At 43.6% G+C, this 26126-nt stretch carries 23 protein-coding genes and 1 pseudogene; 20 read left to right on the top strand and 4 right to left on the bottom strand.

The window, feature by feature from the left end; genetic code table 11:
* Positions 1–7: 7 nt before the first annotated feature.
* The 5 genes from CWB98_RS21950 to sucD all read left to right on the top strand — a co-directional run bounded on the left by CWB98_RS21950 (position 8) and on the right by sucD (position 7344).
* On the top strand, positions 8–727 hold the full coding sequence (locus tag CWB98_RS21950; protein ID WP_046003813.1) for a succinate dehydrogenase iron-sulfur subunit: 720 nt from the start codon (positions 8–10) through the stop codon (positions 725–727).
* Between the two features lie 83 nt (positions 728–810).
* Positions 811–3624: a 2-oxoglutarate dehydrogenase E1 component gene (gene sucA, locus CWB98_RS21945; RefSeq protein ID WP_138546751.1), complete on the top strand. Its 2814-nt coding sequence runs from the start codon at positions 811–813 to the stop codon at positions 3622–3624.
* 10 nt (positions 3625–3634) lie between these two features.
* Positions 3635–5119, top strand: coding sequence for a 2-oxoglutarate dehydrogenase complex dihydrolipoyllysine-residue succinyltransferase (gene odhB, locus CWB98_RS21940; protein ID WP_138546750.1), 1485 nt, complete (start codon positions 3635–3637; stop codon positions 5117–5119).
* Positions 5120–5305: 186 nt separating this feature from the next.
* Positions 5306–6472 carry an ADP-forming succinate--CoA ligase subunit beta gene (sucC, locus tag CWB98_RS21935; protein WP_125782083.1) on the top strand — a complete coding sequence of 389 codons (1167 nt, stop codon included), beginning with the start codon at positions 5306–5308 and terminating at the stop codon, positions 6470–6472.
* A complete protein-coding gene (gene sucD / locus CWB98_RS21930) occupies positions 6472–7344 on the top strand; it encodes a succinate--CoA ligase subunit alpha (protein ID WP_010381473.1) in 873 nt (290 codons plus the stop codon). Before sucC ends, sucD begins: the two co-directional genes overlap by 1 nt.
* A gap of 120 nt (positions 7345–7464) precedes the next feature.
* Here sucD and CWB98_RS21925 read toward each other — a convergent pair whose 3' ends face one another.
* Both CWB98_RS21925 and CWB98_RS21920 read right to left on the bottom strand, forming a co-directional pair.
* Positions 7465–7929, bottom strand: coding sequence for a hypothetical protein (locus CWB98_RS21925; protein ID WP_138546749.1), 465 nt, complete (start codon positions 7927–7929; stop codon positions 7465–7467).
* A gap of 177 nt (positions 7930–8106) precedes the next feature.
* Positions 8107–9177: a DUF3083 family protein gene (locus CWB98_RS21920; protein ID WP_138546748.1), complete on the bottom strand. Its 1071-nt coding sequence runs from the start codon at positions 9175–9177 to the stop codon at positions 8107–8109.
* A 253-nt stretch (positions 9178–9430) separates the two neighbouring features.
* Here CWB98_RS21920 and glnS point away from each other — a divergent pair, with 253 nt between their 5' ends.
* The 3 genes from glnS to CWB98_RS21905 all read left to right on the top strand — a co-directional run bounded on the left by glnS (position 9431) and on the right by CWB98_RS21905 (position 13422).
* Entirely contained in the window at positions 9431–11092 is a 1662-nt protein-coding gene (glnS, locus tag CWB98_RS21915) for a glutamine--tRNA ligase (RefSeq protein WP_138546747.1), read from the top strand.
* A 120-nt stretch (positions 11093–11212) separates the two neighbouring features.
* Complete coding sequence (locus CWB98_RS21910) at positions 11213–13060, top strand: protein kinase domain-containing protein (protein WP_138546746.1); 1848 nt, start codon at positions 11213–11215, stop codon at positions 13058–13060.
* Positions 13061–13125: 65 nt separating this feature from the next.
* Positions 13126–13422 carry a hypothetical protein gene (locus CWB98_RS21905; protein WP_138546745.1) on the top strand — a complete coding sequence of 99 codons (297 nt, stop codon included), beginning with the start codon at positions 13126–13128 and terminating at the stop codon, positions 13420–13422.
* Positions 13423–13734: 312 nt separating this feature from the next.
* Here the strand turns inward: CWB98_RS21905 and CWB98_RS21900 are convergent, their stop codons facing one another.
* Positions 13735–14694, bottom strand: coding sequence for an integron integrase (locus CWB98_RS21900; RefSeq protein ID WP_138546744.1), 960 nt, complete (start codon positions 14692–14694; stop codon positions 13735–13737).
* Positions 14695–15039: 345 nt separating this feature from the next.
* On the opposite strand from CWB98_RS21900, the gene CWB98_RS21895 reads away from it, so the two are divergent.
* The 10 genes from CWB98_RS21895 (at position 15040) to CWB98_RS21850 (ending at position 23475) form a co-directional block, all read left to right on the top strand.
* The gene (locus tag CWB98_RS21895; protein WP_138546743.1) at positions 15040–15444 is read left to right on the top strand and encodes a hypothetical protein; all 405 of its coding nucleotides are present in this window, start codon (positions 15040–15042) and stop codon (positions 15442–15444) included.
* A 124-nt stretch (positions 15445–15568) separates the two neighbouring features.
* Positions 15569–15886, top strand: a complete 318-nt coding sequence (locus CWB98_RS21890; RefSeq protein WP_138546742.1) for a hypothetical protein — start codon at positions 15569–15571, stop codon at positions 15884–15886.
* A 116-nt stretch (positions 15887–16002) separates the two neighbouring features.
* Positions 16003–16881: a hypothetical protein gene (locus CWB98_RS21885; RefSeq protein ID WP_138546741.1), complete on the top strand. Its 879-nt coding sequence runs from the start codon at positions 16003–16005 to the stop codon at positions 16879–16881.
* 100 nt (positions 16882–16981) lie between these two features.
* Positions 16982–17890, top strand: coding sequence for a hypothetical protein (locus CWB98_RS21880; protein ID WP_138546740.1), 909 nt, complete (start codon positions 16982–16984; stop codon positions 17888–17890).
* A gap of 129 nt (positions 17891–18019) precedes the next feature.
* Complete coding sequence (locus tag CWB98_RS21875) at positions 18020–18424, top strand: hypothetical protein (RefSeq protein WP_138546739.1); 405 nt, start codon at positions 18020–18022, stop codon at positions 18422–18424.
* 128 nt (positions 18425–18552) lie between these two features.
* A complete protein-coding gene (locus tag CWB98_RS21870) occupies positions 18553–18897 on the top strand; it encodes a hypothetical protein (protein WP_138546738.1) in 345 nt (114 codons plus the stop codon).
* Between the two features lie 130 nt (positions 18898–19027).
* A complete protein-coding gene (locus tag CWB98_RS21865) occupies positions 19028–20752 on the top strand; it encodes an ATP-dependent nuclease (protein ID WP_138546737.1) in 1725 nt (574 codons plus the stop codon).
* A gap of 33 nt (positions 20753–20785) precedes the next feature.
* The gene (locus CWB98_RS21860) at positions 20786–21796 is read left to right on the top strand and encodes a DUF4365 domain-containing protein (RefSeq protein WP_138546736.1); all 1011 of its coding nucleotides are present in this window, start codon (positions 20786–20788) and stop codon (positions 21794–21796) included.
* Between the two features lie 108 nt (positions 21797–21904).
* Entirely contained in the window at positions 21905–22303 is a 399-nt protein-coding gene (locus CWB98_RS21855) for a hypothetical protein (protein ID WP_138546735.1), read from the top strand.
* Positions 22304–22428: 125 nt separating this feature from the next.
* Positions 22429–23475 (top strand): HNH endonuclease, encoded by a 1047-nt coding sequence (locus CWB98_RS21850; protein WP_212751158.1) that lies wholly within the window; start codon positions 22429–22431, stop codon positions 23473–23475.
* 133 nt (positions 23476–23608) lie between these two features.
* On the opposite strand, the pseudogene CWB98_RS21840 reads toward CWB98_RS21850, so the two are convergent.
* Positions 23609–24810: pseudogene (locus CWB98_RS21840) on the bottom strand (IS4 family transposase).
* Positions 24811–24951: 141 nt separating this feature from the next.
* Between CWB98_RS21840 and CWB98_RS21835 the strand changes: the two are divergent.
* Together CWB98_RS21835 and CWB98_RS21830 are read left to right on the top strand one after the other, a co-directional pair.
* The gene (locus CWB98_RS21835) at positions 24952–25509 is read left to right on the top strand and encodes a type II secretion system protein GspG (protein ID WP_138546734.1); all 558 of its coding nucleotides are present in this window, start codon (positions 24952–24954) and stop codon (positions 25507–25509) included.
* A gap of 115 nt (positions 25510–25624) precedes the next feature.
* Positions 25625–26005 (top strand): hypothetical protein, encoded by a 381-nt coding sequence (locus tag CWB98_RS21830; protein WP_138546733.1) that lies wholly within the window; start codon positions 25625–25627, stop codon positions 26003–26005.
* Positions 26006–26126: the final 121 nt, after the last annotated feature.

The following is a 26126-nucleotide window of genomic DNA, read 5'->3' as shown; positions in this document are numbered from 1 at the left end:
CTAAGCGATGGCAACTTTAGAATTATCTGTTTATCGTTACAACCCTGACGTAGATTCTGCACCTCGTATGCAAGATTACAAGCTGGAGGTTGAAGAAGGTCGCGACATGATGGTGCTAGATGCGCTGTTAATGTTGAAAGAACAAGATCCAACATTGTCTTTCCGTCGTTCATGCCGTGAAGGTGTGTGTGGTTCAGACGGTGTAAACATGAATGGTAAGAACGGTCTGGCTTGTATTACCCCTTTATCTGCATTGCAAAAAGGTGGCAAAGGCAAGATCATCGTTCGTCCATTACCGGGTCTGCCAGTTATCCGTGACCTGGTTATCGACATGAGCCAGTTCTACACTCAGTACGAGAAGGTAAAACCTTACCTGATCAACGACAAGCCAACCGGCGGTGAAGAGCGTCTTCAAAGTATTGAAGAGCGTGACAAGCTGGATGGTCTGTACGAGTGTATTCTGTGTGCATGTTGTTCAACGTCATGTCCGTCGTTCTGGTGGAACCCAGATAAATTTATCGGTCCTGCGGGCCTTCTTCACGCGTATCGCTTCCTGGCTGACAGCCGTGATACTGCGACAGAAGAGCGCCTGGCTGACCTTGATGACGCGTTCAGCGTCTTCCGCTGTCACAGTATCATGAACTGTGTAAGCGTTTGTCCGAAAGGCTTGAATCCTACTAAGGCGATCGGACACATTAAATCTATGTTGTTAAATCGTTCGGTTTAATACATATTTAAATCTACAGATGGCATGCTCAGCATGCCATCTTGTTTTCGTTTAAGTTTCTGCGCTAGAAAAAGGGCTAATAAATGCACGAAGGTGTGATGAAGGCATGGCTGGAATCTTCGCACTTATACGGCGGCAACGTTGCATATGTTGAAGATTTATATGAGGCGTATCTTGATGATGCGGCTTCAGTGCCAGAAGAATGGCGAGAAGTGTTTGATCAACTGCCAAAGGTAGAAGGCGTTGACGTTGATGTTAAGCATTCAGAGATCAAATCTCAGTTTGCTGACCTTGCTAAAAACAAACACAGAGAAGTAATCGTTTCTGCAGAAGGTGCGGCAGATGCAAAACAGGTTCGTGTTTTGCAACTTATTAATGCATTCAGATTCAGAGGTCACCAAAACGCAAACTTAGATCCATTGGGTCTATGGCAGCGTGATCGAGTTCGCGAACTCGACCTGGCCTATCATGATTTAGACAATGCCGACCTGGAAAAAGAATATAACGTTGGCTCTTTTGCTTCAGGCCAAGAGACAATGAAGTTAAAAGACTTATACAACGCGCTGAAAACCACTTACTGTGGTTCTGTTGGTGCCGAGTATATGCACATTACTTCAACAGAAGAAAAACGTTGGTTACAGCAACGCATCGAATCTACCTTCGCACAGCCTAAATTCAACAAAGAAACTAAGCTTCGCATCCTGAAAGGCCTGACCGCTGCTGATGGTCTGGAAAAATACTTAGGTGCTAAATTCCCAGGCGCAAAACGTTTCTCACTGGAAGGCGGTGATGCACTGGTGCCAATGCTAAAAGAGCTGGTACATCGTGCCGGTGAAAGTGGCCAGGAAGAAGTGGTCATTGGTATGGCGCACCGTGGTCGTCTGAACGTATTGGTCAACGTACTGGGTAAAAACCCTCAAGTACTGTTTGACGAGTTCGCGGGCAAATACGGCGAATCAGCAGGCTCTGGTGACGTAAAATACCACATGGGTTACTCGTCTGACTTCGCAACGCAGGGCGGCAACGTTCACATGGCGCTGGCGTTCAACCCGTCGCACCTTGAGATCGTTAACCCTGTGGTTATGGGCTCGGTACGTGCACGTCTTGACCGTCTTAACTGTAAGAGCGGTTCTAAAGCACTTCCTATCACTATTCACGGTGACTCAGCCATCGCCGGCCAGGGCGTAGTACAAGAGACATTCAACATGTCTCAGACTCGTGCTTATGGTGTGGGTGGTTCAATCCGTATCGTGGTGAACAACCAGGTTGGTTTCACGACGTCAAACCAGGAAGACACGCGTTCAACTGAGTACTGTACTGACATCGCTAAGATGGTTCAGGCGCCAATTTTCCACGTTAACGCGGATGACCCAGAAGCGGTTGCGTTCGTGACGCAAATTGCCCTTGATTTCCGTAACAAGTTTAAGCGCGATGTGGTGATCGACCTGGTTTGTTACCGTCGTCATGGCCACAATGAAGCCGACGAGCCGAATGCAACTCAGCCTCTGATGTATCAGAAGATCAAAAAGCACCCTGTACCGCGTCAGATTTATGCTGACAGACTGGTATCAGAAGGCGTATTGAGCGCTGAAGAAGCGAAGACGCTGGCTGATGACTACCGTAACGGTCTGGATAAAGGCCAGATCGTGGTTGAAGAAATTCAGCCTGAGACCAAGCACTCTTCAGACTGGTCTAAGTACGTTGGTCACGACTGGGATACAGCCTATGAGGCAAGTGTTCCGGTTGAGAAGCTAAAAGAGTTGAGCGAAAAAATCTCGACTTACCCGGCTGATCACAAAGCGCAGTCGCGCGTTAAGAAAATTTACGACGACCGTAAAACCATGGCCAGTGGCGAGAAGCTACTTGACTGGGGTATGGCAGAAACGCTTGCCTACGCAACCTTGGTTGATCAGGGCACAGACATTCGTCTGACCGGTCAGGATTCAGGTCGTGGTACTTTCTTCCACCGCCATGCGGTTGTTCACAACCAGGCCGATGCTTCAACTTACCTGCCGCTGCAAAACGTGCGTGACGATCAGGGTCTGTTTGAAGTATATGACTCAGTATTGTCTGAAGAAGCTGTATTGGCGTTCGAATATGGTTACGCGACAGCAGAGCCAACTTCTTTGGTTCTGTGGGAAGCACAATTCGGCGACTTCGCGAACGGTGCCCAGGTGGTATTCGACCAATTCCTGAGTTCCGGTGAGCAAAAGTGGGGCCGTTTGTGTGGTCTGACTTTATTATTGCCACATGGTTACGAAGGTCAGGGTCCAGAGCACAGTTCTGCGCGTCTTGAGCGTTACCTGCAACTGTGTGCAGACCACAACATGCAAGTGTGTGTACCAAGTACGCCAGCACAGGTTTATGCCATGTTACGTCGTCAGTCAGTACGTCCTCTGCGTCGTCCACTGATTGTTATGACACCAAAATCTTTACTTCGTCATCCTCTGGCTGTCTCTAGCCTGGAAGAGTTGTCTGAAGGTGTTTTCCACAACATGATCGACGAGATTGATGATATCAATCCTGAAAACGTCGAGCGCGTTGTGTTCTGTAGCGGTAAAGTGTATTACGAATTGCTACAGGAGCGTCGCAAGCAAGAGCTGAATAATGTCGCTATCGTTCGTGTGGAGCAGCTTTATCCGTTCCCACACAAAGAGATGGACGAAATCATGGCTCGCTACCAGCACGTTAAAGACTTCGTATGGTGTCAGGAAGAGCCTCAAAACCAAGGTGCCTGGTACTGTTCACAACACCATTTCTGGGAAGCTATCCCAAGTGGTGCGAAGTTGACTTACGCCGGTCGTAAAGCTGCAGCAGCGCCTGCATGTGGCTACATGTCGACCCATACAAAAGAACAAAATGCGTTGATTGCTGACGCTTTAACTATTAAGAAATAAGGAATTAGAGATGACGACCGAAATTAAGGTTCCTGTTCTTCCTGAATCTGTTGCCGATGCAACAGTGGCCACATGGCACGTAAGCGTTGGTGACAAAGTAAGCCGTGACCAAAACCTGGTAGATATCGAAACTGACAAAGTAGTTTTAGAAGTCGTTGCACCTGAAGACGGTGTTATTGTCGCAATCTCTGAAGAAGAGGGCGCAACGGTTCTTGGTGAGCAAGTTATCGCACAGCTGGGCGCGTCAGATGCCGCTCCAGCGCAATCAAATGAACAAACAGCAGCGCCAGCAGCGGCGCCAGCAGCAGAAGGTAAAGAAGTGGACATTAAAGTACCTGTACTTCCTGAATCAGTAGCAGACGCTACAGTTGCAACTTGGCATGTACAACCAGGCGAAGCGGTAAGCCGCGACCAAAACCTGGTAGACATCGAAACAGATAAAGTTGTGCTTGAAGTTGTTGCACCTGAAGACGGTGTAATGGGCGAGCAACTGCACGCAGAAGGTGAAACCGTTCTGGGTGAGCAAGTGATTGGTAAACTGGTTGCCGGTGGTGCACCAGCGGCAGCGCCAGCTGCACAGGCAGAAGCAGCGCCTGCAAGCGATGACAATGCAGACGTGCTAACGCCATCTGTACGTCGTCTGATTGCTGAAAAAGGTCTTGATGCTTCACAAATCAAAGGTACTGGCAAAGGTGGTCGCATCACTAAAGAAGATGTTGATGCATTCCTGAAAGCGCCTGCGGCAAAACCAGCAACAGCGCCAGCGGCAGCAGCACCAGCGGCGCCAGTAGGTGACCGTACTCAGAAACGCGTTCCTATGACTCGTCTGCGTAAGACAATCGCGAACCGTCTGCTTGAAGCGAAGAACTCAACAGCGATGCTGACGACCTTCAACGAAGTAAACATGAAGCCTATCATGGACCTTCGCAAGCAGTACAAAGATGTATTCGAAGAGCGTCACGGTATCCGTCTTGGTTTCATGTCTTTCTACGTGAAAGCGGTTACAGAAGCACTGAAGCGTTTCCCTGAAGTAAATGCGTCTATCGACGGCGATGACATCGTTTACCACAACTACTTCGACATCAGCATCGCAGTTTCTACCCCACGTGGTCTGGTAACACCTGTACTACGCGACTGTGACAAGCTGTCTGTTGCTGAAATCGAAAAAGGGATCCGTGAGCTGGCACTTAAAGGCCGCGACGGTAAGCTGACTGTTGACGACATGACTGGTGGTAACTTCACTATCACTAACGGTGGTGTATTTGGTTCACTACTGTCTACGCCTATCATCAACTTGCCACAGTCTTCAATCCTGGGTATGCACAAAATCCAGGAGCGCCCAATGGCAGTGAATGGCAAGGTTGAAATCCTGCCTATGATGTACCTGGCACTATCTTACGATCACCGTCAAATCGATGGTAAAGAATCAGTTGGCTTCCTGGTTACAATTAAGGAACTTCTGGAAGATCCAACGCGTCTGCTTCTGGACGTTTAATCATCTAGATTAAAGATTAAGCTGTATGTGGGCATAATGTCCGCATACAGCTTTTTTTTTGCGCCATTAGTCTTACTGGGGTTTTCATACAAGGCCTTGAGATCTATACTATGGGCGCAATTTGGGATAGCTGATTATTTGCATAAATATTCAGCTTTTTTAGTATAAAAAATTGGATAAAGCATCATGAATTTGCATGAGTATCAGGCAAAACAACTTTTTGCCGAATATGGTTTACCTGTATCAGATGGTTACGCTTGTGACACGCCTCAAGAGGCTGTAGAAGCTGCTGGTAAAATCGGTGGTGACAAGTGGGTTGTAAAATGTCAAGTACACGCTGGCGGCCGTGGTAAAGCGGGCGGTGTAAAACTGGCAGACAGCAAAGACGAGATCCGCGCATTTGCTGAAAACTGGTTAGGCAAAAACCTGGTAACCTACCAAACTGACGAGAAAGGTCAGCCAGTTGCTAAAATCTTAGTAGAAAGCTGCACTGATATTGCAAATGAGCTATACCTGGGTGCTGTTGTTGACCGTGCTTCACGTAAAATCGTGTTCATGGCATCAACTGAAGGTGGTGTTGAGATCGAAGAAGTTGCTCACAACACGCCAGAACTAATTCACAAAGCTGAGATCGATCCACTAGTCGGTCCTCAGGCTTACCAAGGTCGTGAGCTTGCGTTCAAACTAGGTCTGAACCCAACTCAAGTTAAGCAGTTCACTAAGATCTTCATGGGTCTTGCTGACATGTTCATCAACCACGACTTTGCACTACTAGAGATCAACCCTCTGGTAATCACTGACGAAGGCAACCTGCACTGTCTTGACGGCAAGATCGGTGTAGACGGCAACGCATTGTTCCGTCAGCCTAAGATCCGTGAATTCCATGATCCTTCACAAGAAGACGCGCGTGAAGCTCACGCAGCAAGCTTCGAGCTGAACTACGTTGCGCTAGACGGTAACGTAGGTTGTATGGTTAACGGTGCTGGCCTAGCGATGGGTACCATGGACATCGTAAACCTGCACGGCGGTAAGCCAGCTAACTTCCTTGACGTAGGTGGCGGTGCGACTAAAGAGCGTGTATCTGAAGCGTTCAAGATCATCCTGTCTGATGACAACGTTAAAGCTGTACTAGTTAACATCTTCGGCGGTATCGTTCGTTGTGACATGATCGCAGAAGGTATCATCGGTGCGGTTAAAGAAGTTGGCGTAAACGTACCAGTAGTTGTACGTCTTGAAGGTACTAATGCTGAAGCGGGTCGTGAAGTACTCGCTAACTCTGGCCTTGACATCATTGCAGCTGAGTCTCTAACTGACGCTGCTGAGAAAGTAGTTGCTGCTGCGGAGGGCAAATAATGTCTGTACTAATTAACAAAGATACTAAAGTAATCTGTCAGGGTTTCACTGGTGGCCAGGGTACTTTCCACTCTGAGCAAGCTATCCAGTACGGTACGCAAATGGTTGGTGGTGTTTCTCCTGGTAAAGGCGGCACAACTCACCTGGGTCTGCCAGTATTCAACACTGTACGTGAAGCGGTAGAGTCTACTGGTGCAACTGCATCTGTAATCTACGTACCAGCAGCATTTTGTAAAGACGCTATCCTTGAAGCGATCGACGCAGGTATCGAGCTTATCGTATGTATCACTGAAGGCATCCCTACACTAGATATGGTTGATGTTAAAGTGAAGCTGGAAGAAACTGGCGTTCGCATGATTGGTCCTAACTGTCCTGGTGTTATCACTCCGGGCGAGTGTAAGATCGGTATCATGCCTGGTCACATCCACCTTCCTGGTAAAGTAGGCATTGTATCTCGTTCAGGTACTTTGACTTACGAAGCGGTTAAGCAAACTACTGACGCTGGCTTCGGTCAGTCTACTTGTGTAGGTATCGGTGGTGACCCAATCCCAGGCACTAACTTCATCGACGTACTGGAAATGTTCCAGAACGATCCTAAGACTGAAGCAATCGTAATGATTGGTGAGATCGGTGGTACAGCTGAAGAAGAAGCTGCAGAGTACATCAAGCACAACGTGACTAAACCAGTTGTTTCTTACATTGCAGGTGTTACAGCGCCTCCAGGTAAGCGTATGGGTCACGCTGGTGCAATCATCGCAGGCGGTAAAGGTACAGCTGACGAGAAGTTCGCTGCACTTGAAGCTGCTGGCGTTAAGACCGTTCGCTCACTGGCTGAGATCGGTTCTGCACTAAAAGAAAAAGCAGGCTGGTAATCACGTTACCTGCACTGTAAAAAGGCGCCTAAGGGCGCCTTTTTTTATGATGTTAGGCCTCATTATAATATTTCATGCGTAATCGGTATTCATAAAGTAAGTGGTATAAAGCTCGCCCATCTAACTTCTGTGGAATGGAGCCTTCGCCACACTGGTTGGCGCTAATGTATTCGAGTAATATGCCCAGATATAAGGGCCACCGGCACCTTCATTCAGGTCAACGCCTACGTGTGTATAACCATCAATTTTGTATGGTTCATTTTGATCTGTGGGCAGAAATAGCAGGTCAGTGATAGCAGGGCCTTCACCATCAATTTGCCAATACATATAAATGTACTTTCCGCCAGCACCACTGTTTAAATCAATCGGTGACCACTCCCAGCCAGGGATCGAGTTTTCCTGAGGACTGTCATAAGCGATAAAATTAATCGCAGTCACAGCCTGGTCTGGTAGCTGTTGGTATCCGACATAGAGAAAGTCACCTCCAACACCCTGATTCAGATCTGTGGTAAAAAAGTCCCAGCCCTTTTCGAATAAAGGACCAATGGTCGTGTCTTTTTGAATTTTTAGATTTGAAATGGCCATCTTAACTCTCCTTTTACGTATTTAAGTGTATTACCCTTATGTGGGTAACTAAACATTAGCTAGGAAGCGAAAAAGCCACTATTACACCGTAATTACAAGTTATGACTGGACTGGAGTAACCAAGTGAAATGCAGTTGGTCAATAGAGAAGCGGGGGAAACTCCCCCGCGTGATAAGATTAGTCTTGATAGCTGATATGCTGGAAGAAGCGCACAATAACGTCTTGCTTCTCAGGATTAATAGGCAGCTTACCGGTTAAACGGCGGATCATGGTTTCGGCATTGTTCATAAATTTGCCGTAACCCACGTCTTTTTTGTCTTTGTCGCTGGCAACCACCACAAAGTGCATGGTGTCGCACAGGTGTTCACTGTCCCAGATAGAGCGTACCTGGCCATCTGGTGCGGAGGTATCAAAGCTCAGCTTTTGCAACTCACGATTGGCGTCTGACTTATCAATTTGACTACTTCTTACCAACGGCTGACGGCCATCGGCAACAAAGCCAACATGGGTCAGTTGCAGCTGATCGCACAAAGTTAAAAAGCTGTCTTCAATGCTACGATAAAACTGAGTGTAATCTCCAGGGCGCATCTGACTTTGATACTCGGTCTTGATAGCGCGGGTAATCGGGATAGAGAAAGACACATAGCTCATCTCTGAGTGCTGCTCTGGCAATGTGCAGTTGCGAGCCTGGTAGCGTGGATATAAGCTACGCAGTTTATAGCCGTAACTTTCTCTGTGGCCTTTTACTTTAGCGAAAATGTCATAGGTCAGATGCTGATGGTCACGCACTTTATAAAACAAGCCTTGCTGCTCGTATTGTTCTTTCAGATCGTCTAGCGCCTTTTTCACTTTGCTGTGGAAACTGGCGGCATTGGCACGCAGCTCATCGCCGGTGGCCAGGAACAATAAGCGAATTTTACGGGCTTTATGGCTCGCCTCATAATGTATTTTGTGACCTTCGTGATACTTTGGATTGTAAAAAAACAGGATCTGCTTATCCGTTTGCAGGCTGTGTGCTTCGTCGTGATAGCGCACGATGGGCAGCTTGTCGTTAGCAATGACGTGAACGTTAAATAATTCGTGCTCGTCGCAGATGGCAAACAACTTTCGGGCCAGGCGTTGGTAGCAGCTTTCCACATCATCAAAGCAATCGAAGAATGCGTCACTGGGTTTGAACTCAGCCAGAATGTAATGGTTGTTACGTGCGTTCGTTGGAATATAAACGCGGTGAAGATTCATTGATGCCATAGGTTTTTCCTTGCGATACCTCTGTTGTTGACGCCTATGATAGAGCGACCATGTGACGAATATATTGCGCTAGAACAAAATTTGTCATAAAAATGACGCGTCTTTTTGCCTTTGATTTGTCTGTTTTATGCTCAGGTTTACACAATTGCGAGGTAAATCCGTTTTCGCCTTAGTTTTACGCTGTTCGTTGCGCTAACTTTTTGTAATAATGCCTCAGTTAACTGGTACTAAATTTTCAGAGGAATGAGTTCCTATGGCGGAAGCAGAAAATCGCCCAACAAATTTTATAACAAATATCATAGATGCGGATTTAGCCAGCGGTAAGCATGGCGGCACGCACACGCGCTTTCCACCAGAGCCGAACGGCTACTTACATATAGGCCATGCTAAGTCTATTTGTCTGAACTTTGGCATCGCCCGCGACTACCAGGGTCTGTGTAACCTGCGCTTTGACGATACGAACCCGGAAAAAGAAGATCTGGATTACGTAAACTCAATCAAAGAAGACGTGCAGTGGCTGGGTTTTAACTGGGATGGTGAGATCTGCTATTCGTCTAACTATTTCGACAAGCTATACGAGTATGCGGTAGAGCTGATCAACAAAGGCCTTGCCTACGTGTGTTTCCTGTCACCGGAGCAGGCGCGTGAATACCGCGGCACGCTCACTGAGCCGGGTAAAAACAGCCCGTACCGCGATACCTCACCAGAAGAAAACCTGGCGTTGTTCGAAAAAATGAAGAACGGCGAGTTCAAAGAAGGCGAGTGTGTACTGCGTGCCAAGATAGACATGGCCAGCTCATTCATGGTGCTGCGCGACCCTATCATCTATCGTATTCGTTTTGCTCACCATCACCAGACCGGTGACAAGTGGTGCATTTACCCAATGTACGACTTTACTCACTGTATTTCGGATGCGCTGGAAGGGATCACCCATTCACTGTGTACGCTGGAGTTCCAGGATAACCGTCGTTTGTATGACTGGGTACTGGACAACATCAGTATTGAGTGTCACCCACAACAAATCGAATTCTCTCGTCTGAACCTTGAATACACCGTGATGTCAAAGCGTAAGCTGAATGACCTGGTGGTGAACGGTCAGGTAGAAGGCTGGGACGATCCGCGCATGCCAACTATTGCTGGATTGCGCCGTCGTGGTTATACCCCTGCGTCTATCCGTGAATTCTGTAAGCGCATTGGTATTACCAAGCAAGACAACATGGTTGAAATGGGCATGCTTGAAGCGTGTATCCGTGACGACCTGAATGAAAATGCACCACGTGCAATGGCAGTACTTGATCCGGTTAAAATCGTGATTGAAAACTATGACGCCGAGCAGGTTGAGATGCTGGACGCGCCTAACCATCCAACACTAGATATGGGCTCACGTCAGCTGCCGTTCACTCGCGAAATCTACATTGAGCGTGATGACTTCCGTGTTGAAGCCAACAAGAAGTTTAAGCGTCTGGTACTGGGTAAAGAAGTACGTTTGCGTAATGCCTATGTGATTAAAGCTGAGCGCGTTGAAGAAGACGATGCGGGTAACATCACTACGATTTACTGTACATACGACGCCGATACTTTAGGCAAGAACCCGGCTGATGGTCGTAAAGTGAAAGGCGTTATCCATTGGGTATCAGCAAGCCACTGCATTGACGCAGAAGTACGTCAGTACGATCGTTTGTTCAATGTACCAAACCCGGCAGCGGCGGAAGACTTCGCGACTACGCTGAATCCAGAGTCACTGGAAATCATCGCCAATGCTAAGCTGGAGCCGTCTCTGGCAGACGCTGCACCAGAGCAGGGCTTCCAGTTTGAGCGTTTGGGCTACTACTGTCGTGATAACAAGCGCGACACATTGACCTTCAACCAAACAGTTGGTCTGCGTGATTCCTGGGCAAAAATTGAAAACGCCTAACACGCACAATAAATAAAAAGGTCGGCTTATGTCGGCCTTTTTTAATTAGCATGCCCGATCTTCTTAATTGATCTGATAATTTGCATTAGAAACACTGAATACCCGTAAACGGACAGGCCCATGACAGAAAAGTCGATCCATAATTTTTACATCAATGAACAGCAATCGGTGTATTTGCTCTCCCATAAAGATGCAAAAAAGCACCGTCAGTGGCTCAACATCTGTCAAAAACAGCTGACCATGCTGGGCTATCATGATGTGGAAGTGATCGGGTCTGGCGCATTCGGGTTTGTATTTGCTGGGATCGATGAGCAGGGCAAAGAGTGGGTGTTTAAGTTTTCCCGAATTACTCTGGCTCAGAGTGTACGTGACCGGCTGGAAGACGAAGCCTATATGCTGTCGCAGATTAAAAATCCCATGGTCCCCGAGTTTTACGCTTTTGAACGGGCAAAAAAGCAGGGGATCCTGATGATGGCGCGGGCCAAAGGCCAGGATCTCGAACAATGGTCGCTGAAACGCGGTCGTTTTAAACCTCATGAGCTGGTGCATTTGGCCAATAAACTCAGAAGTGTGCTGGTTGACTTACGCGACCGCAAAAATGGCATGTCGCCTCAGCCTGTGGTGCACGGCGACATTAAACCGTCTAATATTGTCTGGGAGGAAGCAACAGACAGCTTTTCGCTGGTTGACTGGGGCAGTTCAGTGTATGCGCAGCTGGATGCCCATGGCGAGCCCGTTGCCAGTAATATTATGGATCTTATGTCATCGGACATCAGCAGTACCAATGCCCGGATGGGCGATGTGTACTTTATTGGCGATGAGCAGATGTCCGGCGCGCGCTCCTCGCCACGCTTTGACGAGCAGGGCGTGGCATCCACTATCTATGCGCTGGCCAGTGCCCAGTCCTGCCGTTTTGGCGCCGCCGTGATCCCCGCAACCAGCTTAGGCTTGCCACAAGCATTTGCCAGAATGATAGATGCAATGCTGAGCAAAGATAAAACCATCCGGGATCAGGCTGGCGACTACTTTATGCGCAATATGCCGGCCATGGCGCGCATGTATCTGCCCGAACTAAAAACACCGCCTCGCAAAGCAAGCATCCCTTTTTGGTTTAATGAGATCGACGAAGAGCCAGATACGGTGGTTTACAGCTCGCGCAAACAATTTTTACGCCGCGCCGATCATAATCAGCAACTGCTGGACGTGAACGATGCTCAGCTGGACCGCTACTATAAAGAGTTTCTGTTCGACACCGGTGACAGTGAGAAAGCGTTTCTGGCATCCATCAGCCGACTGGCAAAATATCCGGTGGTAGGTGGCCTGAGTTTTCACTGGAAAGATGCTTCTTTGTTTGTGGAGTCCAGCCTGGTACTGCACGATGAATCTTTGCAAAGTGCTTTTACGGATGCCGTGAACGCCACTGTGATGCTGGCGCAGGGGATAGAGCAAAAGGGTCTGTTTAAATGCTGCCTGTTTGATGCCAGACAAACCATTCAATTGCAGCGCGACGGCACCGGCGCGTTTATTTTTGACCACGTCCCTGAGCTGCAGTACACCGTATCGGACATTGGCACCAGTGAGATCGCACGGCCGCACTCTTATTTTGAAGATGGCAAAGACCCCGACGAGCAACTGCAATTACCACGACAAATAGTGCAGTGCGTGTTTGAGCTTAACCAGATCCACCATACCGGTTGTATCATCTTTGAATCGCTCAACGACCGCCTTAAAATCCACCATTACTATTGCCTGCTAGATGCCAGTAAAGAGCGGGAGTTTAAAACTCTGCTGACCCGCATTATGCAATACGCCATGAGCATTCAGGACTTCGGTGTCGCAGGTTTTATGAAACTGCCATACAAAAATACCCGTGAATTTGCATTGTGCGCCCGCCAGCCAGACCATTTTTATCCTAAAGATCCGAAAGCTGCAGAAACTCAAAGTGAATCATCTACGACTAAGATATAACAAAACGCACGTTGCACATCGGCCCATCCTCCGCCAAGATAAATAGCTTACAACCGGAGGGAAACATGGATCAGGAAACACGCCGAGAGCTGCTCAAACTCAGCTGGAGCATGCACGACGAAGTAGAGCAGGCCATTTTACAAGACAGCGCCAAACAGGGCGACGACAATTGGACAGAAAAACAAAAGCTGCTGCTGGCAGATATGTCGCTGCACCTTTTGCAAACCGCGCTCAAACCCAATGGCCTCAGCCAGGAAAAGCTCAAAAATAACCTCAACGCCATTCTCACGCTAAGCGATGACTTTATCGACGAAGTAGACTTACGCAAAACGGCCGATGCCCTCTATGGGTTGGATAAGTGAACGGACGCTGGTCTTTAAATCAGCATTTAGTCTCTTATCTTGTTTTATACACTTGCACTTATCAGTCATCCCGGACGCGTGCGAGCCGGGATCTACCCGAACACTACGCAGAGGTTCCTCAATGAAGACAAACCCGACAAACCTCTTTGTCATCCCGGACGCGAGCGAGCCTGGCTCTACTTGAGCAACATGCAGCAGTTTTTGAATGAAAATAAACCTAACAACAGCTCCGTCATCCCGGACGTGTGCGAGCCGGGATCTACCGCAACTCAATTCTTAAATACCTAGACTAATAAGTGATGCGCGCGAATATCAGAGTTTATCAATCGGGCTTGTTGTATAGGCAAACTTATCACCCATAACATGGGTATAAATCTCGGTTGTTCTGATATCTGTATGACCTAACAACTCTTGTACTGTCCTTATATCAGCGCCATTTCGCAGCAGTTCAGTGGCAAATGAGTGCCTGAAAGTATGCGCTTTAACTCGCTTAGTGATATCTGAAGCCAGCACCGCAGCCCTGAGTTGCTTGCGAAATGCTGTTTCATGCAAATGGTGACGACAGACATAACCGTCTGTCGGGTGAATACATCGCGTAGAGGAGGGAAACAGATACTGCCAGGAGAAGTCTTTCACAGCATGTCCGTATTTACGGATCAGAGCCGGTGGCAGCGAAGTCAGTCCAAATCCTGCGTTCAGGTCTTTTTGGTGAAGCGATTTGACTATGGTCATTTGTTCTTCTAATGCCTGCAAGCATGACTTAGGCAGCAAGGTATATCTGTCTTTACGGCCTTTACCCCGAAAAACAAAAATAGACTTATTGGCAAAATCGAGATCTTTAACTCGAAGTTTTAAAGCTTCATTGATACGTAAACCACTGCCGTACAAAAGTGACGCGATGAGTTTGTGTACGCCGTGAGGGTTAGCTATCACCTTTTGCGCTTCATCTGCACTCAAAACGGTGGGTAACGTGACATCTCGCTTACTGAATGAATAGTTTAACCCTTTGATGTCTCGTTTTATAACAAAACGGTACAAAAAAATGATGGCGCACAGCGCTTGATTTTGCGTTGCAGCGCTCACTGCCCGGTTAACGGCCAAGTGGTTGAGGAAACGTTCTATTTCCCTGTTGCCCATCTCATCAGGATGCTTTTTGTCATTGAATAAAATGTAGCCTTTGATCCAGTACAGATAGCTTTTCTCTGTTTTCAGACTGTAGTGCTTGGTCCTGAGCTCAACGCGTACAGATTCCAAAAAAGGTGAATAAGACATCTTTACTCCGAGTGCTGTTTATTTATACAGGTATAAGTGAATGCGGCCAATTATCAAGTCAAATTTCTCGTTTTCTCCGTGCTTGAAGGTCTCGTTTAAGTGAAGCTTTGATTTAAGTTAATCAGATTCAAAAGGTTAGTAGTTTTACATAACGAGACCCCAAGTCTCGCTATGAACAAGGCTCGGTTTCAACAAAGCCGTTTTGGCTTGAGTAGCGAGTACAATAGTGGTAGGTTATTGTTCTTATTATGAATAAAATAATTTAGCTGTGGATCTGTATGGTTTCAGGAACTGTATCTAACCGGTATTCACGCTAATAAGCTGTTATGCACCTATTGAGGTTTAATGTTGAAATTTCACATTCCATTTTTAGTTTTGATAATTTCAGGTTGCACAATTACAACAACTGAAAAGGCAAAAGGTTACCATGTTGGTATGTGGGATCTAGTTGCTGATTATTGTGACGAGACATACGAGTTAAGAGCTGATGGTACCCAAACTGTAATTAGCTACCCTGAAATAAGCACTGATACTTATACATTTAAAAGGTTTGGTGATACTGAGTTTTATGCTTGGGAATACACGGTAATCGAATATAACAATAAACCAAGCTGCAATGGTACTTTCGATACTCATTTGGGTGAAAAAACGTTGGCTTTTGTAAAGTTTAAAAACAATTTTACAGAAATGCACATATATTCTTGGCCCAATGAAAGTTCGTACATTGGTGGTTACTTAAAAAAGCGGTAGTTAGGTGTATAACAAAGCAAATCAAAAAGGGCGGACAAAAACCAGTTGGCTTTGTTCGTACCTCACAAATTATAGCCAACTAATTTTTGCCGTTTATTTGCGGCGTTAGCAGCCGTGAGGGATTATGCGTAAAATTTTTATACTGGCATTATTTTTTAGTTCTTCTTGTTTTGCTAATGATATAACTAAAACTTGGACGAAACTTCAGGGTGATTATTTAATTGCTATTCAGCAGCAAGATTATAATAAAGCATTAAGACATGCTCTAGAGTTAAACAAAATAGATCCTAATGATACACAGGTTCTGTTGTATATAGTTTTTGCCTCAGTTAAATCTCAAACTGAATTGCCAAATTGGGTAATGGAAAAACCGTGGAGTTCCGCTTCAACGTTAGATATTTTTAATAAACAGTTAGCAATTCAGCTGTTAAACGGCAGCTAACAAGGCCGTTAAACCGTGGACACAAAACAGCAGGCTTGTGCTCCTTCGTCGCCAATTTTAGCCTGCTATTTTGTGCCGTTTACGGCAAGCGTTAGCCGTATTGGAAACCATTAAAGATGGATGAAAACGTAATTTATAAAAAATATCTGGATGAGATTGATTCAATCGAACTGCACCGGAAAATTGATGGATTTAGACGTTTGAATTTTCGCTCAATGAACTCAGATGAAGTGCGAACAGCTATCTTTGAGGTGTTAAAGCCAAATGGAGGTCCAGTCTCAGTTATAGCTCTAGAGAGACGGGTGCTCGAATACCCGAAAGGGACAAGAGTATTTCGTGTTAGAGGACTTCCAAAAGAAGACTGTATTACGCCTTTCAAGACAATTACTGCTGAATCACATCTATGGAACCCACCTCCATCAATCTCTAAAGCGCAAAGGCTAAACATTGATGGAGAATCGGTATTTTACGGTTCGACTGAACCTTTTATTGCGATGGAGGAAGCTAGAATTGGAGAAGGGGAATATTTCTGTTTAGGGGTATTCGAAGCATTAATGAGTATTCGGGCACCTCATATAGGTTTTGACAACGACATACCTTCGCTATCCTCGGATCAACAACTTAAACATAGGATGATAACAGACTTCTTTGCACATGAGTTCATTCGGGACGTAGGAGTAGGAACAGAACATTTATACAAAATTTCCAGATGTATAGCTTATGAGCATTTCGAGCTTCCTGAAAACCTTCAGGATGCGTGGTGCTTTCCGTCTTCATTTGATAAAACCAAAGTGAATATGTGCCTTAGATCCAATAAGGCAGAAGAACGGCTAGGATTACATGGTATGGTGTTTTGCCAAAAAACTGGCTTCCAAAACTTTTCATGCTTGGAAGTTGGTATAGCAAATGAGGAGAAGACATTTAAATATTTTCCTCTTGGGAGTGATGAACAAAAGTTGTATTTTCCTGAAATAGGCGCACCAAATGGCGGCTAACAAGGTCGTAAACGCGGACAAAAAACAGTTGGCTTTGTTCGTACCTCACAAATTTTAGCCAACTATTTTTAGCCGGTTACAACGGCGTTAGGCACTGATTATGAATTTAAATGTAGAAGGTCAAACCTCGACTTTAGTAACGCTTATAACAGAACTCCAACCGTTGCTTAATGACGAGGCTTTAAGGATTCGGAAAAATGCCGAAGTTACTGAAAGTATGAAGCTTGACGCTGACTCATGGTGTCGTTCGGCAATGGGAGATAGCTTAGTTAAGTTAAGATTGTTTACAGAACAGAATTTTAACTACATAGAGACCATGAGCATATTAGCAGTGACGAGATACATTTTTGAGATGTCTGTTTGGTTGCTATTGTTTAAGATGGATTCACGATATGGCTTGGTTTACTCGAGCCGATTAATTGACACCCAGCTGAGGTATTGGAAGGATTGCAAAGCTCAAACTGAGCGAGAGGTTCAACTCTTAAAAAAGTTTGAAAGTGAAGAAAAATCAATAATGGAAGAAGAACTCAAGAAGCTTAATGAAATTACTGATTCTAAGATAAAAGAGAAAGAAGCTTTCAAATTAAGCTCATTCGTAATGAAAAAGATTGATGACAACGCAGCTCGACATTTCTCTATTTACGCTGAGCAAGCAAAATCAAATGGGTATAGTTTTCAAGCTCATCTAGTTGAGAATAAGCAGTTACCAGTCATTACAAGCTCCATTACTGAGCTTGAAAATGAAAAGGCTAGTTTTTTGTCTTCAATACCTGAAGACATTAAACTTCTTATCCCTAAGCGTTGGAACTGGTGTGATATGGCAAAAAAAGTCGACTTAGGTGACGAGTATGAATATATCTATTCATACACAAGTAAGCTTTTACATGCGACACCATCAAGCATTACAACAAACCAGAAAAATCTCGAGCTAAGTGAGATCAATATATTTCTTAAATATGTCCATGTTAAAATTAAAGATATATTGAGTCTAGCAAAGCATTATCCGTAATTAATGCCTAACAAGAGCATGCATTGGACGTTTTTTCCGTTGCGCAAATTGGCATTCGCTTCGCTCATTATATGCCAATTCGCTCCACTCCAAAAAACGCCAATGATGCTGGCGTTAGGCATCTAGAGTATGGAACTACAAGAAGTCTGTGAATCTCTTTTAGACAATGCTGATATGAGTATTGACTTAAGTGCTTATCCGAAAGTTACTCTGGATATATTGGTACAAGGCACAGTAAACGATAAATTCTGGAAAGTAGTATTTGAGTGTGGCCAAGTGGTGTACATGGATGCAGAGTTCGATGACGACTCATCAAATAATGATCTGTTTATGGTTTTAGAAGCAAGCGTTAAGGAAACAATCAAAAGTAAAGTAACGCCTGCTGTTCAACATAGAATGGATGGATTAAACGATAAAGATCCTGTTTGGAAGGTGCATCTATACGGCAGTATGTCACTCACAATGGTTACAACAAGGTTTAATTGGCAGCTCATTGAGCTATCTGAAAAAGAGTACGAGGCGGCCTATGCCTAACAAGGCAATTATATGCGGACAAATTTTACTGTGTCGCTTTTTGCAATCCCGCTTCGCGGGCAAAAATCAACCCAATAAAATTTGCCGTATATTGCGGCGTTATATGCACTTGAAGTCAGGAGTTAAAGTTGACCTATGAAGTTCCAGAAGAACTAGAGTTTTTTGAAAGAGGCTTTGATTATTCTAGTGAATATGACCATGATGAAGGGCAGTTTTCATTCCTAATGGATTATGGCACTGGCGAAAAATTAATATTTACTCATTCACCGTTTGGTAATAACTCAGTAAGTGTGAAGCTATTTCAGGGAGCGGAATTAGTATTTCACATTTACAAAGAACAAGTTACGAGCATTGCTTTTCAGGCTTGGGGTAGAGAGCAGATATTAAGAGTATATTTAGGCGATGATTACAATAATTTCTTAGTTTATTTTAATCCGAAACCAAGGCTTAAATATTGCGAGCCTAATATGTAATTGTGCATATAACAAACGCATCAAAAATGACGTCAAACGCTTGGCTGGCGCTCATTCTTCGCTAATTTTAGCCAAGCATTATCCGCATTTTATGCGGGCGTTATGTCACTTTCTCAACCTCTAGGTGTATATGGAAATTTCAAGAGTTATCATTAAAAAGTTCCGCTCAATAAAAAAGGCGGATATTTGGGTCGATTCAATTAACGCTATTGTTGGTCAAAATAATTCGGGGAAATCCTGTTTACTTCGAGCTCTGAATGTTTTTTTTAACTATGAGAAAGAAGAATCTGCATTCGTTGATGGTGTGCACAGTTTTGCTCCTAGAGCTATCTCTAAAGTTGAAATTCATTTCGAGAACTTTGATGAAAATAGGACACCAGACAAGTACATAAATAATAATAAAGTAATGATTGAAGCTGCTTTTCAACTGAATGCTAAAGGTTGCAAAAGAACGATCAAATATAAATCTGGTAATAACTGGGTTACGGATAGCGAATGTATAGAAGAAATAAAAAAACAAATTGAGTTCATTCTTATTCCTCCAAATCGAGATGCGAAAGCACTCGAGTTAATGGAACACAGTGTGCTACAGCTTCTTGTTGAAGAAAAAATGAAGGAAGCAACATCGGCCCGTGATAATTATACGGTGAAATTTCGGCATGCAATAAACCATCTTGAGACTAATGCATTAGATAAGATTGCTAGAGATGCAAAGGCTGAGTTCCCTGTTAATAAACCATTCGATATAAAAATAAAATACTCAAAAACTATAAGTTACAAGGATTTTTTATCAGATGTATCTATTTCAATTGAAGAATCAGGGTTGAGTCACCCTCTAGTTGAGTGTGGTTCTGGAATTCAAAGTTTAACGATTATCTCATTGTATAACTTACTGGGTAAGGCAAGGGATGAAAATATAATTATTGGTTTAGAAGAGCCAGAGACAAACTTGCATCCGCAAGCTCAGAAAGAGTTAATTCGATATTTTAAAGGGTTAGTTGAAAAAGAGAATATCCTACAACTTTTTTTTACAACACATTCGTCACAAATGATTGATCAAGTTGATCATACGGAAATCATATCTTTTAAAAAGGAGCTTTGTGAAAATAGAGGCTTTATTACCACAGTCAATAAATTGCCTAAAGATTTTTTTGATAAATATGATTTAGATGACTTTAAGTACTATCAATTTCATCGGTATAGAAATAGTGACTTTTTCTTTTCTAGTCATGTCATTGTTACCGAGAGCAAAAATGAGGTTGAGATCATAAAAAGAATTGGGGATGCGGCTGGGTTTGATTTTGAAACTAATGGCCTATCCTATTTAAATCTTGAGGGTGTGGATAAGGCGAAATATACAATTCACCTCCTAAATGAGTTAGAGATACCATTTTTAATCATTTTGGATAAAGATTTCTTTGTTTCATACTTGAATGATGATTACGCTAGCAGCTTGAACACACAAGGATTTCCTCAATATAAGACTGAATATAAAGACGAAGAGCTAATAAAAGTACTAATTCCTAATGAGAATGATCGAAATGATGTATTAAGTAAAATCAATACCAACCATACTGCCGTGTTGAATACACTTGAAAAGCATAACGTAATTTCAATGCGTTATAGCCTAGATTTAGATCTGGTTGCAGTTAGAACAGCTCAAGAGAAATATTATGATTTATTGAGGCTTCCTCAAGATAAGAGAAATGTCCAAGAGCTAACAGGTATGAGGAAGGGCATTAAAAGAATTGATAGGATTGTCTCGGCTTTTGAAAGCTTAGAGACATCAAGTTGGCCGTATTCATATTCAAGAATAAGAAAAATGATGACTAAAATAACACGCGAATTAGCGTGACATAACAATAGCATAAAAAATGACGTCAAATGCTTGGCTGGCGCTCATTCTTCGCTAATTTTAGCCAAGCATTATCCGCATTTTTTTATGCGGGCGTTATGTCTTTCAACTTTGAGGTTAGCCTTGTTCAAAAATAGATTGCCAACTAGAAGCACAAATCATACAAGTGAATCGTTTTCTTATAAGGTTTTTAGTCGCGCTATTCCCAACCATTGGATAATAAGAGATCTCAGTGAGCGAGACTATGGTATTGATGTTCTAGTTGAATATGTCACCGATGACAATGAAGTTACGGGGAAGTTGGCAGCAATTCAGCTGAAGTCTACTTCTGAGCTGTCTTTTAATAAAGATAATGAATGGCGTTTTTATAAAGTTAAACCTTCTACAACAGATTATTGGTTGAATTCAAATATCCCTGCTTTTATTTTCTTTGTGTCCGAGGATGAAGATATTTTCTTTTTAAGCGTTAATGATTACGTTAAAAGAAACTATGACCGATATTTGGAAAATGAAAATTTCTATTATGGAATTACACCTGAAAATCGTTTTAGTGTTAAGGATTTTGTAGAAAAGTATGAGTCTGTATATGCCTCAGATGTTAGTGAGATGGCTCTTATTAATATAAATTATTTATATGAGGATTTTTATAGCTTCTTTATGGAAAATTATAAGCGTGATGAACTTATGATTCTCGACAGTGATGACGAAAGGTTAAACCAAATAGATTTACTTTCGTATCGATTAAGTGTTTTGTCCAAGGAGGTTTCAATTAAGTGGACTGTAACTTCATTGGATGAAATTGTGGTTGCAAATAATTATAAAGATGAGCTCTGCGAATTTCATCTGTCTATGTTTATGGACGAGTTAGATAAACAAATGCAACTTATTATTAAAGGTCTTTTAATAAGAATTGCTCCTTACATTCACTATTGGTTTAAGAAAGACCCTTACTTTGTAAAATTCCTAGTGGAATGTGATAAGGATCTTCTCAAAAATATTCGATGGAAATCGATACAAGCAGGTCGTGGCATTCCAGTGACATAACAAGCGGCTGAATTAAGATTCACCAAAGCCGTCACGCCAATTGCAGAGCAATTCGCCCGCCTGCTTTGGTTCACTTATTAGCCGGGCGTTATGTTTAAGGAGAGGATGGTGAAATATTTAGTGTTTAGTTTATTACTATTTTGTTCGAACTCTTTTGCAAATGATTCATGTCCGCATAAAAGAAATGACTCGTCTTCACTCTTGGAAGATGTAATTTTATCCTTTGCCGAAACATTTCAGCCACTAGTGTATTTAAATAATGGAGAGATTGAGAGTGCAAGACGAGAATTGATAAAACAGGTCTCTGCCAATGTTTACGTAATTGATCTTTTTATATCTGAGCCGAGGTGTAAGTTTCCAGAGCATGAAATAATTCTTGCTAAGAAGTATCTAAAAATGGTGTCCAAAATGTACGAGATTTACCCTGTACCTGAGTGGGAAAATAGTGAGATTGCGTTGATATTAGAAAAGGCAAAAAGCTTTGAAAATGCAACTGATGAGAATTAAAAAATAAAACATAACAAGTGCCTTAACCAAAGGACGCAAAACAGCAGGCTTGCGTTCCTTCGTCGCTAATTTTAGCCTGCTATTTCGCGCCGGTTAGGCAAGCGTTAGAATTAAAAGGATATTTCGTGGAAGAAAAGATAGCTAGGATTTGCTGGAATGATAATGATTGGAAAAAGCCATCTGGAACACGCGGTAAAAGTCAAACTGAAGGGCTGTTTGAGTTTGACAATGGATTTGGGTTTGAAGAATGGTTGTTTGACTTCGAAACCTTAGTGGATGGCTATAAGTATGCTTTTCTTCAACCGGTAAATACAACGAATCACGCGCATGCAGGGTGTAGATACGCTATTCATCTATATGTTTATGATAAGTTCAAAGCAAAAAATATATCTATTGCAAAAATCGCTAGCGTAGAGTGCCTGACTGAAAAAGAGGCTAAAGCGGCTTACGATAAACTTCATCAAAGCTCTGTGATAGAGTCGATGGTTAAAGATGTCGAGGTTGTCGGAGGCAATACAAGTCCGTTGACGACGCTACCACCAATAAATTGTTTTAACATTCGTTTTAAGCCGCAAGACGTTAAGTTTATATCTATAGATGACTTTCATTCTTTTCACGAACTAACTCGCTATAATCTTTACGAGAATAAGCACAGTTCAAAGCAGCTATTTGTTGGTTTTGATTCAGAAGATCAGTTACTAGATGATGTTACTGAAATTATGAATTCTGACGTTTCAGAAACTGAACGAGAAACTCTGATGAAAGCTCGAGTTGGACAAGGGAAATATCGAAAAAATGTAATTCGCGTTTGGGGAAATGAAGCTTGTGCTGTAACTCTTAACTCTGTTCGAGAGGTCCTAATCGCTTCCCATATAAAGGCATGGAAAGACTGTTCTGATTCTACCGAAAGACTCGATGGTGCTAATGGCATATTGTTGGAAGCTACGTTAGACAAGCTATTTGACTCACATTTAATGTCTCTGTTTTATAAGAAAAAAAATGAGTTTGAAATCAGGTTTTCCCACTCAATTCTGCGTAAGCTTCCAAAGTATTATAAGGATTTAGCAGGTTTTACCGTAAACATTGACTGTATGTCTCATGACGAAGCCGCTAGGTTTTCTAGTTATATGGAACATCATAATGCGTTATTTCAAAGCAAATGTGAAAAATAATTCTAACAATCTGTTTAAGAGGGATTCGCAACGAGTGGCATTTTCACTATGCGTTGGTTTAAGTGTTTAAGGTGGTATGCGGCGGCAACGGTATTGCGTTGCTCACCCCTTAACAGGGCGCTGGGGGATCCCCTCATAATTGAGGCCTTCCGAGCAGATGTATCAAGCGCACGTATTCACGTATAGCCCAGCGCAGTTGCTTTCCTGTCATAACATAATCGCTTCGCCGCCTAACCTCTTTACCAAGCCTAACAGTCGACAGCACAGCACGCTCTCTGATTGTATTTGCCTGGAACTTTCGTTGCCAATTTGAGTGTTGGGCATACAGGCCGATCCACCAGAGGATAATTGTCGCCAGTAAAGAGAGCAATAACAGTATATCGAGCCGGTTGGGGCATCGACTTTTACTATGTCTCAGACCCATCCCGTATTGGGGGCTTTTCAGGTCTCGAAAGCTTTCTTCGATTTGCATGCGCTTGGCGTAAAGTGAGACAACACGTTTGGGTTTGAACAAGTCAGCGGGTAGGTTAGTGGCCAATAGCCAGGGTTCCTTACTGCCAGTTCGATAACTTTTTTGGGCGGTATGATGCCTGCCAGCTTTTGAAGAGCGCCTGTCAGTACGACCTTTTTGTTTGGCTTTATATAAATGCAGGTGGCAGTTGATAGGACTTTTTCGGCCAAGTTTTACCTCTCCAATATAACGTCCACGGGGAGTGGCTGATGGATAAAGCGCCTGATTTACATGCCAATTTTCGCTGTTCTTATGCTGATAAGTGACTTTGCCACGCACCCGCCCCAGCCAGAACCGACCTTTTTTATCGACCTGTCGAAACCAGGTATTTCGATAGCCGGCATCGGTCACGATGAGTGGAATACATTTATCAGGCAGGACGCAGGCAAGTTCATCAAGGAACAATTGATGGGACTTAGGTGAGTTGTATTGAGCAAACGTGAAGGTGCGCTCATACACGATCATTGAGCGCCCTTGAATGCTGACGGAAGCACGCAAAGTCATCAGCCGCAGTTGTTCTCGCACATCGGCCCAGTCGACCAGCAAGATAGGCATGGGATTAGCGCCACATATCAGGCGCGCATGGAAGCGGTAAATAGCGAGTCGGTCGTTAAGCATAGCGGTGTTGCCAAGCAGTCGGTCCATACGTTTAATGTTGTGCTTGGCAGCGACAGGGCCCTTCATATTTCGACCCAGCTCTGTAAGAGATAGTTGGTTGCAATCGAGCAAAGTCTCAGTTGCCAGCATTAACGGATCAAGGCGCCGAGCATGAATTTGGGGCAGTTTTTTCTGAGCATATCGTGTAGGATAGTGATGTCACGCATGGTGTTGTTATCTATTTGGTTTTTGGCGAAATAAATTAGTTCAAACAATGCCGTGCGTGTCCATCATATTGATTTAAAATATAATTATCTGGGGATTCCTCAGCGGCAAGCGTTATAAACCAATAGAAGTATCGATGTAGTATGGAAAATAAACAAGAAAATAAGAAAGAAGCTGGTTGCCTAGGCTATGTTATTGGTGGGATGTCATTTATTCCATTAATTGGTGTTTTATTCGGAATAATCGCCATTGTATGGGGTTTTGCCATAAAACACACAAAACTAAAAATAGTTGGTGCATGTGGTATAGCATTCACTGTCATTCTTTATAGTGCGCTGGGATACCTTGGCTTTGTACAAGAAGGCGGTGTTTACGATGACTTGCGTGGTGAACTTACAAAAACACAATTAACAAGCGCTGTTCAAGCAATAGAGTTTTATAAAGTCCAAAATGGACAATACCCTGAGTCATTAGAAGCGTTGCAAAAATCTTTACCAGAAAACTCTATGGTTTTCCTTCATGATGCAGCACAAGTAAATACTGAAGGAAAGCTTTACTTTTACAAGCTTATTGATGAAAGCTCATACCATATTCGCTCATATGGTCGTGATGGTGTACTTAATACCCCTGATGATATTTTGCCTTCGCCAATAAAAAATGTAGGCTTAGTTACAGACTATCAAGTTACAAGTGGTTTATAACAAGCGCTTCAACCAAAGGACGCAAAACAGCAGGCTTGCGCTTCTTTTTCGCTAATTTTAGCCTGCTATTTTGCGCCGGTTAAGCGAGCGTTAGGTGCTGATCGTAGGTAGCTGAATGAAGAGAGCCGTCATAATTGTTACTGTGTTGATTATATTGTTGTCACTTTCATGGAAAAAACATGATCTTCAGGATGGCTATACGCTACAAGGTTTTTACGGGCATCATGGCTGGATTTTTGACGGTTTGTTTTCCCCTGTGATCATGGATGAAATACTTGGAGTTCAAGGCTGCAATCTTGGTTTTATGTATGGCTCAGTCTTTGGGCGTGAAGATAATAGTTATTTCATTGTCAACACGAAGACAAACGATGTTAAATGGCTTAATAGCTGGGCACTCTTTAAAAAGGTTAAGTTACTTGGTTGCCCAGCTCCAGACATGGACCTTGAAATTAATTTTGCTGGTTTTTCGGCTGGTAAGCAATACAACATTGAGTGAGCACCTAACAAACGCTTTAACCAAGGGACGCAAAACAGCAGGCTTGCGCTCCTTCGTCGCTAATTTTAGCCTGCTATTTTGCGCCAGTTAAGAGAGGCGTTGGTATGACTCCCACTGTCAA

This window comes from Pseudoalteromonas rubra (assembly GCF_005887115.1).
Taxonomy (GTDB): Bacteria; Pseudomonadota; Gammaproteobacteria; order Enterobacterales; family Alteromonadaceae; genus Pseudoalteromonas; species Pseudoalteromonas rubra_F.
Note: the sequence above shows the minus strand (reverse complement) of the source record. Positions and strands in the feature narration are given on the sequence as shown.

What these genes read in the sequence shown, in the direction of transcription:
- glnS (WP_138546747.1), top strand. Translation starts at nt 9,431, where the DNA reads ATGGCGGAAGCAGAAAATCGCCCAACAAATTTTATAACAAATATCATA.
- CWB98_RS21880 (WP_138546740.1), top strand. Translation starts at nt 16,982, where the DNA reads ATGAATTTAAATGTAGAAGGTCAAACCTCGACTTTAGTAACGCTTATA.
- CWB98_RS21950 (WP_046003813.1), top strand. Translation starts at nt 8, where the DNA reads ATGGCAACTTTAGAATTATCTGTTTATCGTTACAACCCTGACGTAGAT.
- CWB98_RS21895 (WP_138546743.1), top strand. Translation starts at nt 15,040, where the DNA reads ATGTTGAAATTTCACATTCCATTTTTAGTTTTGATAATTTCAGGTTGC.
- CWB98_RS21920 (WP_138546748.1), bottom strand. Translation starts at nt 9,177, where the DNA reads ATGGCATCAATGAATCTTCACCGCGTTTATATTCCAACGAACGCACGT.
- sucA (WP_138546751.1), top strand. Translation starts at nt 811, where the DNA reads ATGCACGAAGGTGTGATGAAGGCATGGCTGGAATCTTCGCACTTATAC.
- CWB98_RS21835 (WP_138546734.1), top strand. Translation starts at nt 24,952, where the DNA reads ATGGAAAATAAACAAGAAAATAAGAAAGAAGCTGGTTGCCTAGGCTAT.
- sucC (WP_125782083.1), top strand. Translation starts at nt 5,306, where the DNA reads ATGAATTTGCATGAGTATCAGGCAAAACAACTTTTTGCCGAATATGGT.
- CWB98_RS21905 (WP_138546745.1), top strand. Translation starts at nt 13,126, where the DNA reads ATGGATCAGGAAACACGCCGAGAGCTGCTCAAACTCAGCTGGAGCATG.
- CWB98_RS21830 (WP_138546733.1), top strand. Translation starts at nt 25,625, where the DNA reads ATGAAGAGAGCCGTCATAATTGTTACTGTGTTGATTATATTGTTGTCA.
- CWB98_RS21875 (WP_138546739.1), top strand. Translation starts at nt 18,020, where the DNA reads ATGGAACTACAAGAAGTCTGTGAATCTCTTTTAGACAATGCTGATATG.
- CWB98_RS21900 (WP_138546744.1), bottom strand. Translation starts at nt 14,694, where the DNA reads ATGTCTTATTCACCTTTTTTGGAATCTGTACGCGTTGAGCTCAGGACC.
- CWB98_RS21885 (WP_138546741.1), top strand. Translation starts at nt 16,003, where the DNA reads ATGGATGAAAACGTAATTTATAAAAAATATCTGGATGAGATTGATTCA.
- CWB98_RS21865 (WP_138546737.1), top strand. Translation starts at nt 19,028, where the DNA reads ATGGAAATTTCAAGAGTTATCATTAAAAAGTTCCGCTCAATAAAAAAG.
- CWB98_RS21925 (WP_138546749.1), bottom strand. Translation starts at nt 7,929, where the DNA reads ATGGCCATTTCAAATCTAAAAATTCAAAAAGACACGACCATTGGTCCT.
- sucD (WP_010381473.1), top strand. Translation starts at nt 6,472, where the DNA reads ATGTCTGTACTAATTAACAAAGATACTAAAGTAATCTGTCAGGGTTTC.
- odhB (WP_138546750.1), top strand. Translation starts at nt 3,635, where the DNA reads ATGACGACCGAAATTAAGGTTCCTGTTCTTCCTGAATCTGTTGCCGAT.
- CWB98_RS21910 (WP_138546746.1), top strand. Translation starts at nt 11,213, where the DNA reads ATGACAGAAAAGTCGATCCATAATTTTTACATCAATGAACAGCAATCG.
- CWB98_RS21890 (WP_138546742.1), top strand. Translation starts at nt 15,569, where the DNA reads ATGCGTAAAATTTTTATACTGGCATTATTTTTTAGTTCTTCTTGTTTT.